Genomic DNA, 13,953 nt, shown 5'->3' with positions numbered 1-13,953 from the left:
TCAAGAGGCCATGGCGGCGGACACCACTGACCTTGACGACCTTCGCGGCCGAGCCGAGCGCTGGCTCGCCGACGACCCCGACCCGGCCGACCGGGACGAGCTGCGCGCCGTCCTCGACGGGCTGCCCGGCACGGCCGCCGAGCTGGCCGACCGGTTCGCCGGCCCGCTGACGTTCGGCACCGCCGGCCTGCGCGGCCCGCTGCGCGCCGGGCCCAACGGGATGAACCTGGCCGTGGTCACCCAGGCCGCCGCCGGGCTGGTCGGCTGGCTCGCCGCCCAGGGCGGCGAGGGCCCGCTGGTGATCGGGTACGACGCCCGGCGCGGCTCCCGCGCGTTCGCCGAGCGCACCGCGCAGGTGGCCACCGGCGCGGGCCGGCCGGCGCTGCTGCTGCCCCGCCCGCTGCCCACGCCGGTGCTGGCGTTCGCGGTCCGGCAGCTCGGCGCCGTCGCCGGCGTGATGGTCACCGCCAGCCACAACCCGCCACAGGACAACGGCTACAAGGTGTACCTGGGCGCGCAGCTCGGCGGCGAGCTGGGCGCGGGGGCGCAGATCGTGCCGCCGGCCGACGCCGGCATCGAGGCTGCCATCCGGGCGGTCGGCCCGCTCGCCCGGGTGCCGCTCGGCCCGGCCGGCCAGGTCCTCGGTGACGACCTGGTCGCCGCGTACGTGGACCGGGCCGCCGCGGTGGTGGACCCGGCCGGCCCACGCGACCTGAGGGTGGCGTACACGCCGCTGCACGGGGTCGGCGCGGCGGTGCTGACCGCCGCGTTCGCGCGGGCCGGCTTCGGCGTGCCCGGGGTGGTACCCGAGCAGGCCGAGCCGGATCCGGCGTTCCCGACCGTCAACTTCCCCAACCCGGAGGAGCCGGGCGCGGTGGATCTGCTGGTCGCGCTCGCCGACCGCACCGGCGCCGACCTGGCGATCGCCAACGACCCGGACGCGGACCGGTGCGCGGTGGCGGTACGCGACGCCGGGTCCTGGCGGATGCTGCGCGGCGACGAGGTGGGCGCGCTGCTCGCCGACCACCTGATGCGACGCGGCGTGACCGGCCTGTACGCCACCACCGTCGTCTCGTCGACGCTGCTGCGGGCGATGGCCGAGGCGCGCGGGCTGCCCTACGACGAGACGCTGACCGGGTTCAAGTGGATCGTCCGGGCCGGCGGCGGCCGGGAGCCGCTGGTGTACGGCTACGAGGAGGCGCTGGGCTACTGCGTCGCGCCGGGGCACGTGCGGGACAAGGACGGCATCACCGCCGCGCTGACCGTCGCCGAGCTGGCCGCCGGCCTCAAGGCCCAGGGCCGGACGCTCACCGACCGGCTGGACGAGCTGGCCGCCGAGTTCGGCGTGCACCACACCGACCAGCTCTCGGTGCGGGTGGAGGACCTCCGGGTGATCGCGGACGCGATGGCGCGGATCCGGGCGGTCACCCCGACGTCGCTGCTCGGGCAGCCGGTCGCCCAGGCGTCCGACCTGCTCCCCGACGCGGACGTGGTGATCCTGCGCACCGACGCCGCCCGGGTGGTCATCCGGCCCTCCGGCACCGAGCCGAAACTGAAGGCGTACCTGGAGGTGGTGGCGCCGGTGACCGACGGCGACGTGCCGGCGGCCCGCAGCCGCGCCCGGGCGGCCGGCACCGAGCTGCGCACCGAGATCGCCGCCGCGTTGGGCCTCTGACCACGACGCAAGGAGGGGCCCCTTCTTAACACCTGAGGGTGAGAGGGGGCCCCTGCTATACCGGAGGCGTTAAGAGGGGGCCCCTCCTTGACGCTTGCCGAGGGCGGCGTCGACGGCCTGGGCGAGCGCGGCGACGACCAGGGCCACCGAGGGCCGGACCACCGAGTCGTCGATGCTGACGGTGCCGGAGAAGCCGGCGCCGGCCGCGATCTCCTCCAGCCGCTTGCCGGCGTCGTCCGCGGCGGCGCCGGTGAGCCCGAGCGCCGGCTCCATCCGCAGCACCGCGACCAGCGTGGCGAGCGCGGCGGTCCGCTCGTCCGGGAGCTGCCCGCTGGTCAGCGCGTCGGCCAGCCGACGTCGGATGTCGGCCTCGACGGAGGCGTCCGCCACCGGGTAGCGGTGCACGTGGATGAAGCCCAGCTCGGTCTCGTCGACGTCGCGGACCACGCCCCGCTCGCAGAGGTCGCCGAGGATCCGGTCGCGCAGCCCGTGCCGCAGCCGCTGGACCCACGACGACGGCGTGTGCGGCGTGTCCGCGGCGATCTTGGCGAGCACCGCGTCCGCGATCGGCTCGCCGGTCGGCGCCGGGTCGACCACCGCGAGGTTCCCCTCCGCGTACGCGATCCGGCCGGCCAGGGCCAGCTCGACCAGCACCGCCGCGGCCATGCCCAGGTCCAGGCTGATCCGGGGCATGGCGGCCTTGCCGGATTCGTCGTCATACGCGAGGAGGAGCAACTCCTCGGCGAGCGCAACACCAGTCATGGCCCGGAACGCTAGCGCCTCCCCGCACCCCGCGCACCAACTCGCCGGGGTCGCGTCCCCCGGGTCGCCTGATTCACGGAAAGCGGGCCTTTCCGAGGGGAAATGCGCCCTCTTTCCGTGAATCCGCGGCAACGGGGGTCAGAAGCGGGGCATGCCGCCGAACTGGCGGTCGCCGGCGTCGCCCAGGCCGGGGACGATGAACATCTTGTCGTTCAGGCCCTCGTCGATGCTCGCCGTCACCAGGCGCAGCGGCAGGCCGCTGCGCTTCAGCCGCTCGATGCCGACCGGGGCGGCCAGCACGCAGAGCACGGTGATGTCGGTGCAGCCCCGGTCGGCGAGCAGCCGGCAGCAGTGCTCCAGCGAGCCGCCGGTGGCCAGCATCGGGTCGAGCACCAGCACCGGCCGGCCGCTGAGGTCCCGGGGCAGCGACTCCATGTAGGCGCGCGGCTCGTACGTCTCCTCGTCGCGGGCCAGGCCCACGAAGCCCATCGACGACTCGGGCACCAGGGCGAGCGCGGCGTCGGCCATGCCGAGCCCGGCCCGCAGCACCGGCACGAGCAGCGGCGGGTTGGCCAGCCGGGTGCCCTCGGTGGCGGTGACCGGGGTCTGGATCGAGTAGTTCTCGACGGGGAAGGAGCGTGCGGCCTCGTACACCAGCATGGTGGTGAGTTCGCGCAGCGCCGCCCGGAACGACGAGGAGTCGGTCCGGGCGTCCCGCATGGCGGTCAGCCGCGTCTGGGCGAGCGGATGGTCAATGACGTGTACGTCCACGATCGCTCAACCTACCGGTCCCCGGCCCGGCGTACGGCGGGTGCGGGCGGACCAGCGACGCCGCTCACGTGACGCCCGCGACCAGTTGGGCGTGACCAAGATCACTCGACTCGCGGGTGCGTACTATTCGGGGCATGACGGCGACAGCGACGTCGGCCCGGTCGGACCTCTCCGAGCTGGGACGATCCGAGACCGCTCTGCGGACCTTCCTGCACGGCCTGCCGGGCGTGGACCAGGTCGGCGCGGAGCAGCGGGCGGCCCAGCTCGGCACCCGCTCCATCAAGACCACGGCCAAGGCCGAGGCGATCGACCTGGCCATCCGGATGGTCGACCTGACCACCCTCGAAGGGGCCGACACCCCGGGCAAGGTGCGGGCGCTGGCGGCCAAGGCGCTGCGCCCCGACCCCGCCGACCCGAGCTGCCCGCACGTCGGCGCGGTCTGCGTCTACCCGGCGATGGTCCCGTACGTGGCCGAGGTGCTGCGCGGCAGCACTGTGCACCTGGCCAGCGTGGCGACCTCGTTCCCGTCCGGGCAGGCCCCGCTGGAGATCAAGCTCGCCGACGTCCGGGCGGCCGTCGAGGCCGGCGCGGACGAGATCGACATGGTGATAAACCGGGGCGCGTTCCTGGCCGGCCGCTACGCCGAGGTCTACGACGAGATCGTCGCCACCAAGTCCGCCTGCGGGGACGCCCACCTCAAGGTGATCCTGGAGACCGGCGAGCTGGCCACCTACGACAACGTGCGGCGCGCGTCATGGCTCGCCATGCTGGCCGGCGGCGACTTCATCAAGACCTCCACCGGCAAGGTCCCGGTCGCGGCCACGCTGCCGGTGACGTTGGTGATGCTGGAGGCGGTCCGCGACTTCCGCGCCGCCACCGGGCGGCAGGTCGGCGTGAAGCCGGCCGGCGGCATCAAGAACACCAAGGACGCGATCAAGTACCTGGTCATGGTCAACGAGACGGTCGGCGCCGACTGGCTCGACCCGGACTGGTTCCGGTTCGGCGCGTCCAGCCTGCTCAACGACCTGTTGATGCAGCGCACCAAGCTGACGACCGGCGTCTACGCCGGCCCCGACTACTTCACCCTGGACTGACCGCGATGTTCGAATACGCACCCGCCCCCGAGTCGCGCTCGGTGGTCGACCTCAGGCCCTCGTACGGGCTCTTCGTCGACGGAACGTTCGTCGACCCGGCCGACGGTGGCAGCTTCAAGTCGATCAACCCGGCCTCCGAGGAGGTCCTGGCCGAGATCGCCGAGGCCGGCAGCGCGGACGTGGACCGCGCGGTCCGGGCCGCCCGGACGGCGTACGAGCAGGTCTGGGGTCCGATGCCGGGCCGGGACCGGGCGAAGTACCTGTTCCGGATCGCCCGGATCATCCAGGAGCGCTCGCGCGAGCTGGCCGTGCTGGAGTCGCTTGACAACGGCAAGCCGATCAAGGAGTCGCGCGACGTCGACCTGCCGCTTGTCGCCGCGCACTTCTTCTACTACGCCGGCTGGGCCGACAAGCTCGGGCACGCCGGCTTCGGCTCGGACCCGAAGCCGCTCGGGGTGGCCGCGCAGGTCATCCCGTGGAACTTCCCGCTGCTCATGCTGGCCTGGAAGATCGCCCCGGCGCTCGCCGCCGGCAACACGGTGGTGCTGAAGCCGGCCGAGACCACGCCGCTGACCGCGCTGCTGTTCGCCGAGATCTGCCAGCAGGCCGACCTGCCGGCCGGCGTGGTCAACATCGTCACCGGGGCCGGCGACACCGGCCGCGCGCTGGTCGAGCACCCGGGCGTGGACAAGGTCGCGTTCACCGGCTCCACCGAGGTCGGCAAGGCCATCGCCCGCGCGGTCGCCGGCACCCGTAAGAAGCTCACCCTGGAGCTGGGCGGCAAGGCCGCCAACATCGTCTTCGACGACGCCCCGGTCGACCAGGCGGTCGAGGGGATCGTCAACGGCATCTTCTTCAACCAGGGGCACGTCTGCTGCGCCGGGTCCCGGCTGCTGGTCCAGGAGTCGGTCGCCGAGCAGGTGCTGGAGTCGCTCAAGCGCCGGATGGCCCGGCTGCGGGTCGGTGACCCGCTGGACAAGAACACCGACGTCGGCGCGATCAACTCGGCCGAGCAGCTGGCGCGCATCCGCGAGCTGTCCGACGTCGGCGCCGCCGAGGGGGCCGAGCGCTGGTCGCCGCCGTGCGAGCTGCCGGACCGCGGGTTCTGGTTCGCGCCGACCATCTTCACCGGCGTCACCCAGGCGCACCGGATCGCCCGCGAGGAGATCTTCGGCCCGGTGCTGTCCGTGCTGACGTTCCGCACCCCGGCGGAGGCGGTGGAGAAGGCCAACAACACGCCGTACGGGCTGTCGGCCGGGATCTGGACCGACAAGGGTTCCCGGATCCTGTGGGTGGCCGACCGGCTGCGCGCCGGCGTGGTGTGGGCCAACACGTTCAACAAGTTCGACCCGACCTCACCGTTCGGCGGCTACAAGGAGTCGGGCTACGGTCGCGAGGGCGGCCGGCAGGGGCTGGAGGCGTACCTCAATGTCTGAGCGGGTCGCGGTACGCAAGACGTACAAGCTCTTCATCGGCGGGAAGTTCCCGCGCAGCGAGTCGGGACGGTCGTATCTCGTGCAGGACTCCAACGTGTCGCTGGCCTCCCGCAAGGACGCGCGGGACGCGGTGGTCGCCGCCCGGGCCGCGGTGAAGGGCTGGGCCGGGGCGACCGCGTACAACAGGGGTCAGATCCTCTACCGGGTCGCCGAGATGCTGGAGGGCCGGCGCGAGCAGTTCGTGGCGCTCGGCGTCCCGGCCGACGAGGTGGACGCCGCGATCGACCGCTGGGTCTGGTACGCCGGCTGGTCCGACAAGCTCCCCCAGGTCTACGGCGGGGCGAACCCGGTGGCCGGCCCGTACTTCAACCTGTCCGCGCCGGAGCCGACCGGCGTGGTCGCCGTGGTGGCCCCGGAGTCCCCGGCGCTGCTCGGCCTGGTGAGCGTGATCGCCCCGGCGATCGTCACCGGCAACACGGTGGTGGTGGCCGCCTCCCCGGCCGCGCCGCTGGCGGCGGTGACGCTGGCCGAGGTGCTGGCGACCTCCGACCTGCCCGGTGGCGTGGTGAACATCCTCACCGGCCGGATCACCGAGACGGCGCCGACGCTCGCCGCGCACATGGACGTCAACGCGATCGACCTGACCGGTGTGGCGGACGCCGAGCTGGCGGTGGAGCTGGAGGTCAAGGCCGCGGAGAACCTCAAGCGGGTGCTCCGGCCGGCCCCGGCCGACCACGACTGGCACACCGACCCGGGCCTGACCCGGATGACCACGCTCCTGGAGACCAAGACCGTCTGGCACCCCAAGGGCGTCTGACCCGCCTCACCCCTCAAGATCCGTGCATCAGCGCAAGGAGGCGGGCACGGGGGGCGGGGACGGGTCTACTACGGGGGGTAGGATTGGCGGGTGACTCGGCTGGGGGACCTTGAGCGTGCGGTGATGGACGTGCTGTGGGACTCGGTGCCCGCCACGTCGGACGGGGTGACCGTGCGCGAGGTCGCCGACGCCCTCGACGGGCGTGAGCTGGCCTACACCACCGTGATGACGGTGCTGGACCGGCTCGCCGGCAAGGGCATGGTCCAGCGCGAACGGGAGGGGCGGGCCTGGCGGTACCGGCCGGCGGCCACCCGCGAGGCACACATCGCCCAGCTCATGCTCGACGCGCTCGATCTCGGCGGCAGCCGGGACGCCGCGCTGGTGCGCTTCGCCCGCTCGGTCACCGGCACGGAGGCGGACGTGCTCCGCGCCGCGCTCGGCGCCGAGGCCGGGCTGGCCGACCCGCGACCGGGCGGGCCGGCGCTCGACGAGGCGACGGACCGGTAGGCGGCTGCCGTGGCGTACGCCGTGCACTTCGCCGCGACCATTCTGGCCTGCTGGCTGACCGCGCAGGTCCTCGCCGCCGCGCGGTGGACGTGGCACGCGCCGCGGGTGGCGATCGTCTGCTGGCAGGCGGTCGGGCTGGCGCTGGGGCTGTCCGCCATGGGGCTGCCGATGGCGGTCGGGCTGGCCGCCTACGACCGGCCGACCGGGGGCGCGCTGCTGGCGCTCGGTGACGACCTGGCCCACGGCACCCTGCCAGCCGGCGTGGGCGCGGTGCACCTCAGCTTGGTCGGGGTCGGTTTCGGCATCGGCGCGGTGCTGGTCACCACCACCGCGCGCGCCGTGCACGGTGCGGTCCGCGCCCAGCGCCGGCACCGGGAGCTGCTGAGCCTGGTGGCGCGGCGCGACCCGACCGTGCCCGGCGCGCTGGTGCTCGACCATCCGAGCGCGGCGGCGTACTGCCTGCCGGGGGTGCGTCCCCGGGTGGTGGTGAGCGCCGGCACCGTCGACCTGCTGGACCCGGCCGAGCTGGCGGCGGTGCTCACCCACGAGCGGGCGCACGCGCAGGAGCGGCACGACCTGGTGCTGCTGCCGTTCACCGCGTTGTGCCGGGCGCTGCCCTGGTTCCGCTGGGTGCGCGACGCGCACGCCCGGGTGGCGTTGCTGGTCGAGATGCGCGCCGACGACAAGGCCCGGGAGCTGCACGCGAACGAGCCGCTGGCCGGCGCGCTGCGTCGGTTCGCCGCCGCCGGGCACCGGGTGACGCCGGCCGGCACGCTCGGCATCGGCGACCGGGACCTCGACGTACGGGTGCAGCGCCTGCTGGTCGCGGACGGCCCGCCCCGGGTGCTCGGCGCCACCGCGCTGGCCGTCGCCGGCACGCTCGTCGCGTTGCCGGTCTCCCTGTTCCTGAGCTGACCTGAGCCGCCCCCTACGGGGTTGCTCCGGGTTCCCGGGTCCGGATAGGTAGAAAGTCTACGTGTAGGGTGCCTATGACAAGCGAGCCAACCCGTGGGAGAACGCGCCATGGACCCCCTGCTCCTCGCCCGCCTCCAGTTCGCCACCACCACCTCGATCCACTTCCTGTTCGTGGTGGTCACGCTCGGCCTGGTCACGCTGCTGGTCGGCCTCCAGACCGCCGGCTACCTCACCGGCAAGCCGGTCTACGAGCGGCTGACCCGGTTCTGGGGCCAGCTCTACGTGATCAACTACGTGCTCGGCATCGCGACCGGGATCGTGATGGAGTTCCAGTTCGGGCTGAACTGGAGCGGCCTGTCGCGTTACGTGGGCAACGTGTTCGGCGCGCCGCTGGCCATCGAGACGCTGGTCGCGTTCTTCCTGGAGTCCACGTTCCTCGGGATGTGGATCTTCGGGTGGCACCGGCTGCGGCGCGGCGTGCACCTGGCGCTGCTGTGGGGCGTCGCGCTGACCGCGTACGCCTCGGCGTTCTGGATCATGGTGGCGAACGCCTGGCTCCAGCACCCGGTCGGCTACGAGGTACGCGACGGCGTGGCCCACCTCACCGACTTCGGCGCGCTGGTCACCAACCCCACGTTCGGCTTCGCGTTCGGCCACGTGGTCTCCGCGAGCCTGGTCACCGGCGGGCTGCTGATGGCCGCGGTCAGCGCGTGGCACCTGCTCCGGCGTACCCCGGACTTTCTGCTGTTCCGCACCTCGCTGCGGCTCGGCCTGGTCACCGCGGCGCTCGCGGTGAGCGCGTTGCAGGGCTTCGGCTTCGCCCAGTTCGGCCCGGTCGGTCAGCTCCAGCCCACCAAGTTCGGCGGCGGGCCGGGCCGGGAGGCGATGGTCGCCGACTGGACCGCCCGGTTCGGCCCGGGCGACTGGGCGCCGCCGGTGCTGTCAAGCGTCGGGCTCGGCTTCATGATCCTGATCGGCTTCGCGCTGGGCTGTGTCTGGCTGCTGCTGCCGCTGCTCTGGCGCGACTGGATCATCCGGCTGCGGTTCCCGCTCTGGCTGCTCCTGCTCGGCCTGCCGCTGCCGTTCGTGGCCGTGCTGCTCGGCTGGATCGCCCGCGAGGTGGGCCGCCAGCCCTGGGTGGCGTACGGGCTGCTGCCCACCGCGCAGGCCGTCTCGCCGGTGTCGCCCGCGCTGATGCTCGCCTCGCTGATCGGCTTCGGCCTGCTGCTCGGCGCGCTCGCGGTCACCAACGGGACGCTGCTGGCCCGGCACGCCGCCCGGGGCGCGCTCGACCCGGCGCTGGGCCGCCCGCCCGCGCCCGACACCGACGCCCACCACCAGCCCGTGTTCGCCTGAGGGAGCCCGCCGTGGAACTCGCCTGGTACGCCCTGCTCGGCCTCTTCTTCGCCGCCTACCTGGTGCTCGGCGGCTACGACTACGGCGTCGGCCTGCTGCTGGCCCGGCGCGCCGGAGCGGGCACCGGTCGGGCCGCGCTCACCGCGGTCGGGCCGTTCTTCCTCGGCAACGAGGTCTGGCTGGTGGCCACCGTCGGCATCCTGTTCGGCGCGTTCCCCACGCTGGAGGGTGAGCTGCTCGCCGGCTTCTACCCGGTGGTGCTGGGCGCGCTGGCCGGGGTGGTGCTGGTCACCGCCGGCGTGCAGTTGCGTGGCCGGGCCGGCGGCGAGGCGACCCGGGCCGGCTGGGACCGGATCGTGGTGGTCGGCGGCGTGTTGGCCGCGCTGGGCTGGGGCGCGCTGCTCGGCGGGCTGCTCCAGGGCGTGCCGCTGACCGCCGACGGGCACGTGGCCGGCGTCGGCCACGTGGTGACCCCGTTCGTGGCCGCCACCGGGCTGACGCTGCTCGCGCTGGTCGCGGTGCACGGTGCGACGTTCCTCACGCTCCGGCTGCCACCCGCCGACGCCCCGGCCCTCGCCCGGCTGGCCCGCGGCCTGGTGCCCGCCGCGCTCACCGCGGTCGCCGCGACCACCGTCCTGGGCCTGCTCTCCGACCGGGTACGCGCCGCCGTGGCGCGACCGGCGCTCGCCGTACTCCTGCCGTTGGTGGTGGTGGCGGCGCTGCTGGTGGCCCGCGCGGCGCTGCGCCGGGGCCGGGCCGGGGTGGCGTTCGCGGCGACCGCGACGGCGCTGGCGCTGCCGGCGCCGCTGGTCGGGGCCGCGCTCTGGCCCCGGATCCTGGTGGCCACCGGTGACCCGGCGGCCTCGCTGACGGTCGCCGGGGCCGCCGCCAGCCGCCCGACGCTGGCGCTGCTGGGCTGGCTCGTGCTGCCGCTCCTGCCGGCCCTACTAGGCTTTCAGGCGATGTGCTGGTGGGTGTTCCGAGGACGGATCGACGGCCGGGCACCGGTGTACTGGTGAACCGCCGCCCGTTCGATCCGCGTCTGCTGCGCCGGGTCCCCGCGGCCCGGCGCGACCTCGCCGTGCTCGCGGCGCTGGGCGGCCTGACCGCGCTGCTGGTGGTCGCCCAGGCCACCGCGCTGGCCACGCTGCTGGCCACCGCGATCGACGGGCGGCTGCACCGGCCGGCGCTCACCGGTTTCCTGGCCGCGGTAGCGGCCCGGGCGCTGGTGAGCTGGGCACAGGGCACGGTGGCGGCGCGGGCCGCCGCGACGGTCAAGGCGGCGCTCCGGGCCGACCTGCTCCGCGCGGTCGGCCGGCACGGTCCCACCTGGGTCGCCGGCCGGCGGGCCGGGCAGCTCGCCACGCTGGCCGGGCGCGGCCTGGACGCGCTCGACCCCTACTTCACCGGCTACCTCCCCCAGCTCGTGCTCAGCGTGACCGTGCCGGCAGCGGTGCTGGCCCGGATCGTGTTCGCCGACTGGAGTTCGGCGCTGATCATCGCCCTCACCATCCCGCTCATCCCGATCTTCGGCGCGCTGCTCGGCTGGCAGGCGCAGGCCGCCACCGAACGGCAGTGGCGGCGCCTGTCGCTGCTCGGCGGGCACTTCCTCGACATGGTCGCCGGGCTGCCCACCCTGCGCGCGTTCGGCCGGGCCCGGGCCCAGGTCGACGTGGTGCGCCGGATGGCCGACGGCCACCGCGAGGCCACCATGCGGACGCTGCGGATCGCGTTCCTCTCCGCGCTGGTGCTGGAGCTGGTCGCCACGCTCTCCGTCGCGCTGGTCGCGGTGCCGGTCGGCATCCGGCTGCTCGGCGGCGGGATCACGCTCTCCACCGCGCTGCTGGTGCTGCTGCTCACCCCGGAGGCTTACCTTCCGCTGCGGGTCGCCGGCAGCCGGTTCCACGCCAGCATGGAGGGGCTCGCCGCGCTGGACGAGGCGTTCACGCTGTCCGCGACCGACGCGCCGACCGCCCCGGCCACCGCCGGGCGCACGGCGCCGGACGGCCGCGGCGAGATCCGCTTCGAGGGCGTGACCGTCGCGTACGACCGGACGACCGCGCTGCGCGACGTCACGCTGACCATCAGGCCCGGTGACCGGGTGGCGATCATCGGGCCCAGCGGCGCGGGCAAGAGCACGCTGCTCAACCTGCTGCTCGGCTTCGTCGCGCCGACCGCCGGCCGGGTCACCGTCGACGGGACGGACCTGGCCGGGGCCGACCCGGACGCCTGGCGCCGCGAGGTGGCCTGGGTGCCGCAGCGGGCGCACCTGTTCGCCGGTTCCCTGGCCGACAACATCCGCCTCGGGGCGCCGGACACCCCGGACGACGCGCTGGCCGTCGCCGTCGCCGACGCCGCGCTGGACGAGGTGGTCAGCGCGCTGCCCGACGGGCTCGGCACCCGGCTCGGCGAGCGCGGCCACGGCCTGTCCAGCGGGCAGCGGCAGCGCGTCGCGCTGGCCCGCGCGTTCCTGCGGGACGCCCCGCTCGTGCTGCTCGACGAGCCGACCGCCCGGCTGGACAGCGCCAGCGAGGCGGTGGTGCTGGACGCCACCCGCCGGCTGGTCGCCGGCCGGACCGCGTTGCTCGTCGCGCACCGGCCCGCGCTGCTGGCCGACGCCGACCGGATCCTGCGCGTCGAGGACGGCCGGGTCACCGAACTGCGCTCGACCGCCACCGGCCCGGCGGTGCCCCGGTGACCCCGCGCGCCCGCACGACGGTGACCGGCCGTGACGCCCGCCCGGCGGTGGCCCGATGACCGCGGGCGACGGCGTCACGCCGGTGGGCCGGGTGCCCGCCGGGCCGACCGGGGTCCCGGTGGAGCCGTCCGGCGCGCCGGAGCCGCCGGCGCGCGCCCGTCCGGGCGCCGAGCGGGCGGTGCTGCGCCTGGCCCGGCCGTACCTGGGCCGGCTGCTGGGCGCCGGGCTGCTCGCCGCGGCCACCGAGTTCGCCGGGTTGGCGTTGATGGCCACCGCCACCTGGCTGCTGATGAGCGCCGCCGGCCGGCCGCCGCTGGACCGGCTCACCGTGGCCATCGTCGCGGTCCGGGCGCTCGCGGTCGGCCGGGGCGTGTTCCGCTACACCGAACGGCTCGCCGGGCACGACGCCGTGCTCCGCATGATCACCGACCTCCGGGCCCGGGTCTTCGCCACGCTCGCGGCCCGGCGGGACGCCGCCGACCGGCGTACCGGGGACGCGCTCAGCCGGCTGGTCTCCGACGTCGAAGCGGCCCAGGACCTGCTCCTGCGGGTGCTGGTGCCGGGTGCGGCGGCGGCGCTGGTCAGCGTGCTCGCCGTCGGTGGCGCCGCGCTGATCTCACCGCCGGCCGCCGGCGTGCTCGCGGTCGGCCTGCTGGTGGCCGGGGTGGCGCTGCCCGCGCTGGCCACCCGGCTCACCCGTCGGGCCGCCGACGAGGTGGCCCCGTTGCGAGGCGCGCTCGCGGTGGACGCGGTCGACCTCACCCACGGCGCCGCCGACCTGGCCGCGTTCGGGGCGACCGGCGCCGCGCTGACCGCCGCGAACGGGCGGGCCGACCGGCTGGCCCGGCTGGAACGCCGGCTCGCCGCGGTCGGCTTCGCGGTGGACGCGACGGGCGTGCTGGTGGGTGGCCTCACCGCCGCCGCCGTGGTGCTCGTGGCGTTGCGCGCCGACGTGCGCGGGGTGCTGGTCGGCGTGCTCGCGGTGGGCACGCTGGCCGCTGTCGAGGTGGCGCTCGCCCTGGTCGCCGCCGCCCGGCAACGGACCCAGCTCCGGGCCGGCCTGGCCCGGGTCGCCGACCTGCTCACCGAGCCCGCGACACCGGCCCCGTCCGGCCTCCCGGGGCCGGCGCCGAGCGGCCACGACGTGCGTTTCGAAGGGGTGACGGTCCGCTACCGGGCCGGTGCCGCGCCCGCGCTGGCCGGGTTCGACCTCGATCTGCCGGCCGGCCGTCGGGTGGCCGTGGTCGGTCCGAGCGGGGCCGGCAAGAGCACGCTGGCCGCGGTGCTCACCGGCGCGGTCCACCCCGACGCCGGTCGGGTCACCGTCGGCGGCGTACCGGTGGCGGAGCACCCGGCCGGTCAGCTCCCCCGGCTGGTCGGCGGCCTGCTCGCTGAGGCGTACGTCTTCCACGCCACGGTGCGGGAGAACCTGCTGCTGGGCCGCCCGGACGCCGGCGACGCGGACCTGGCCGGGGCCACCCGGGCGGCCGGGCTGCTGGACTGGGTACGCGACCAACCCGAGGGCTGGGACACCGTGGTCGGTGAGCAGGGCGGGCAGCTCTCCGGCGGGCAGCGGCAACGGTTGGCGCTGGCCCGGGCGTTGCTGGCCGCCCCGCCGGTGCTGGTGCTGGACGAACCGACCGAGGGCCTCGACCCGGCGGCGGCGGACGCGGTGCTCGCCGCCACCCTGGCCGCCACTCCGGCCGGGCACTCGGTGCTGCTGATCAGCCACCGGCTCAGCGGCCTGGCCGGGCTGGACGAGATCGTGGTGCTGGAGGACGGCGGCGTGGTGCAGCGCGGCCGGCACGAGGAGCTGGTGGCGCGCCCCGGCTGGTACCGCGACCAGTGGCTGCGCCAGGCGGCGGCCGAGCGCGGCTATCTGGCGCTCGCCCCCTGAGCCCGCAATGGGGGAATTCCCGGAC

At 75.2% G+C, this 13,953-nt stretch carries 12 protein-coding genes; 10 read left to right on the top strand and 2 right to left on the bottom strand.

Translation table 11 applies throughout. From position 1 onward, the window contains the following. Positions 1-10: 10 nt before the first annotated feature. Positions 11-1,675, top strand: coding sequence for a phospho-sugar mutase (locus C8054_RS13820; protein ID WP_107157195.1), 1,665 nt, complete (start codon positions 11-13; stop codon positions 1,673-1,675). Positions 1,676-1,744: 69 nt separating this feature from the next. Here the strand turns inward: C8054_RS13820 and C8054_RS13815 are convergent, their stop codons facing one another. Together C8054_RS13815 and upp are read right to left on the bottom strand one after the other, a co-directional pair. Next, positions 1,745-2,437 carry a GPP34 family phosphoprotein gene (locus C8054_RS13815; RefSeq protein WP_107157194.1) on the bottom strand — a complete coding sequence of 231 codons (693 nt, stop codon included), beginning with the start codon at positions 2,435-2,437 and terminating at the stop codon, positions 1,745-1,747. Between the two features lie 138 nt (positions 2,438-2,575). Next, a complete protein-coding gene (gene upp / locus C8054_RS13810; RefSeq protein WP_107157193.1) occupies positions 2,576-3,208 on the bottom strand; it encodes a uracil phosphoribosyltransferase in 633 nt (210 codons plus the stop codon). 134 nt (positions 3,209-3,342) lie between these two features. Here upp and deoC point away from each other — a divergent pair, with 134 nt between their 5' ends. The 9 genes from deoC to cydC all read left to right on the top strand — a co-directional run bounded on the left by deoC (position 3,343) and on the right by cydC (position 13,928). Beyond that, positions 3,343-4,302: a deoxyribose-phosphate aldolase gene (gene deoC / locus C8054_RS13805; RefSeq protein WP_107157192.1), complete on the top strand. Its 960-nt coding sequence runs from the start codon at positions 3,343-3,345 to the stop codon at positions 4,300-4,302. 5 nt (positions 4,303-4,307) lie between these two features. Then, complete coding sequence (locus tag C8054_RS13800; protein ID WP_107157191.1) at positions 4,308-5,738, top strand: aldehyde dehydrogenase family protein; 1,431 nt, start codon at positions 4,308-4,310, stop codon at positions 5,736-5,738. Then, positions 5,731-6,555 (top strand): aldehyde dehydrogenase family protein, encoded by an 825-nt coding sequence (locus C8054_RS13795; RefSeq protein WP_107157190.1) that lies wholly within the window; start codon positions 5,731-5,733, stop codon positions 6,553-6,555. Before C8054_RS13800 ends, C8054_RS13795 begins: the two co-directional genes overlap by 8 nt. 90 nt (positions 6,556-6,645) lie before the next feature. Next, positions 6,646-7,062, top strand: coding sequence for a BlaI/MecI/CopY family transcriptional regulator (locus C8054_RS13790; RefSeq protein ID WP_107157189.1), 417 nt, complete (start codon positions 6,646-6,648; stop codon positions 7,060-7,062). A 9-nt stretch (positions 7,063-7,071) separates the two neighbouring features. Continuing rightward, positions 7,072-7,977 carry a M56 family metallopeptidase gene (locus C8054_RS13785; protein WP_107157188.1) on the top strand — a complete coding sequence of 302 codons (906 nt, stop codon included), beginning with the start codon at positions 7,072-7,074 and terminating at the stop codon, positions 7,975-7,977. Positions 7,978-8,085: 108 nt separating this feature from the next. Further along, positions 8,086-9,333: a cytochrome ubiquinol oxidase subunit I gene (locus tag C8054_RS13780; RefSeq protein ID WP_107157187.1), complete on the top strand. Its 1,248-nt coding sequence runs from the start codon at positions 8,086-8,088 to the stop codon at positions 9,331-9,333. An 11-nt stretch (positions 9,334-9,344) separates the two neighbouring features. Next, the gene (locus tag C8054_RS13775) at positions 9,345-10,352 is read left to right on the top strand and encodes a cytochrome d ubiquinol oxidase subunit II (protein WP_107157186.1); all 1,008 of its coding nucleotides are present in this window, start codon (positions 9,345-9,347) and stop codon (positions 10,350-10,352) included. Further along, positions 10,349-12,031, top strand: a complete 1,683-nt coding sequence (gene cydD, locus C8054_RS13770; RefSeq protein ID WP_107157185.1) for a thiol reductant ABC exporter subunit CydD — start codon at positions 10,349-10,351, stop codon at positions 12,029-12,031. Before C8054_RS13775 ends, cydD begins: the two co-directional genes overlap by 4 nt. Positions 12,032-12,086: 55 nt before the next feature. Next, positions 12,087-13,928: a thiol reductant ABC exporter subunit CydC gene (cydC, locus tag C8054_RS13765; RefSeq protein WP_107157184.1), complete on the top strand. Its 1,842-nt coding sequence runs from the start codon at positions 12,087-12,089 to the stop codon at positions 13,926-13,928. The last annotated feature ends 25 nt before the right edge of the window (positions 13,929-13,953 follow it).

Origin of the sequence: Micromonospora sp. RP3T (assembly GCF_003027925.1) — a bacterium.
Taxonomy (GTDB): Bacteria; Actinomycetota; Actinomycetes; order Mycobacteriales; family Micromonosporaceae; genus Micromonospora.
This window is presented reverse-complemented; position numbering and strand designations above follow the sequence as displayed.

Bases quoted from the DNA above. Each gene is read 5' to 3' on its own strand.
- deoC (WP_107157192.1), top strand. From the start codon at position 3,343: ATGACGGCGACAGCGACGTCGGCCCGGTCGGACCTCTCCGAGCTGGGA.
- cydC (WP_107157184.1), top strand. From the start codon at position 12,087: ATGACCGCGGGCGACGGCGTCACGCCGGTGGGCCGGGTGCCCGCCGGG.
- C8054_RS13780 (WP_107157187.1), top strand. From the start codon at position 8,086: ATGGACCCCCTGCTCCTCGCCCGCCTCCAGTTCGCCACCACCACCTCG.
- C8054_RS13820 (WP_107157195.1), top strand. From the start codon at position 11: ATGGCGGCGGACACCACTGACCTTGACGACCTTCGCGGCCGAGCCGAG.
- C8054_RS13800 (WP_107157191.1), top strand. From the start codon at position 4,308: ATGTTCGAATACGCACCCGCCCCCGAGTCGCGCTCGGTGGTCGACCTC.
- C8054_RS13795 (WP_107157190.1), top strand. From the start codon at position 5,731: ATGTCTGAGCGGGTCGCGGTACGCAAGACGTACAAGCTCTTCATCGGC.
- C8054_RS13815 (WP_107157194.1), bottom strand. From the start codon at position 2,437: ATGACTGGTGTTGCGCTCGCCGAGGAGTTGCTCCTCCTCGCGTATGAC.